The following is a 1261-nucleotide window of genomic DNA, read 5'->3' on the forward strand; positions in this document are numbered from 1 at the left end:
CGTGCTCCCATCGTCGGATGCGGCGATAGTCGCTGGGCGAACATCGCTCCTTGAGATGGCAACGCGGGCATGCGCTGGGCCAGTACACGCGCAGAATCATGTCTTTCTCGACGGTCTTGAATCGAAGAATTGCGCGCTCGCCGGCGGGACATCGATACTCATCGCTTCTTGCAACGTAAATGAAGTCGCGTTTGGTGAAGAGCCCTTTCTTCCTTGACGCTGAGGTGAGCGGTTTTGGGACATACGCCGTGATCCCTGCCAGTTCGCACGCGCGGATGTCCGGACCACTGAAGTAGCCCCGGTCAGCCAGCACCTTCAGCTTTGGCTTGCCCATCGCGTTTTTTGCCGACAGCGCCATCTTGCTGAGTTGACCATGATCGCCTCCGATATTCGTCACCTCATGTTCGACAATAAGATGATGCTTTGTATCAACTGCTGTCTGGACGTTATAGCCGACCGTTCCGGTTCTCTTGCCACCGCTGGTCATGGAGCGGGAATCCGGGTCAGTGAGCGATAGCTGTCCGTCCGGTTCATCCTTCAACTGCTGTTTGATCTGCTCGAGCTCACGCATCCGCTGGCGCAATATCGCGATCTTCTCGTATAGGCGCACGGTCTTCACGTCGAAACCCGTTGGGCTAGTACGGTCTGCAGTCTCAATCATGTCGAGATATCGCTGAACGCTTTCCTCAATCTGTTGCTGACGCTTGTCGATCTTGCCGGCCGTATAGTTTCTGTCGCGGCTGTTCACCGCCTTGAACTTGCTGCCGTCGATGGCCACCATGTCGCTGGATAACAGCTTCAGTCCGCGACATAGTTCGACGAAACGACGGCATACGTTGCGGATGGCCGGTCCGTTGCCGCGGCGAAAGTCGGCGATCGTCTTGAAGTCCGGCGCCAGACGCCCCGTCAGCCACATCATCTCGATATTGCGCTCGCATTCGCGCTCAAGACGCCGGCTTGAGGGTACCCGGTTCAGATACCCATATATATAGATCTTGAGCATCACGCCAGGGTGGTAGGACGGGCGCCCGGTGATTGCGGGCGTGGTGCCGTTGAAGCCGAGCGTCGTGAGATCCAGTTCGTCTACGAACACGTCGACGATTCTGACCGGGTTGTCCTGGCCGATGTAGTCATCGACGCATTCGGGAAGTAGTGCGACCTGCTTGCGGTCATCGCCTTCAACGAATCGCTTCATGAGTCACCCGGTCTCAATGAGTTGATTCAGTTTAGGCGATGAGTGCGTTTTCACACAGGCTCGGCC

Annotated in this window: 1 protein-coding gene; it reads right to left on the reverse strand. The window is 56.9% G+C overall.

The features are described 5' to 3' along the window. The coding region (locus ACZ9H4_RS37065; RefSeq protein WP_476123245.1) for an IS1182 family transposase at positions 1 to 1195 on the reverse strand (1195 nt) is incomplete at its 3' end. Positions 1196 to 1261: the final 66 nt, after the last annotated feature.

The sequence above is a fragment of the Paraburkholderia sp. TE9906 genome (assembly GCF_056279605.1).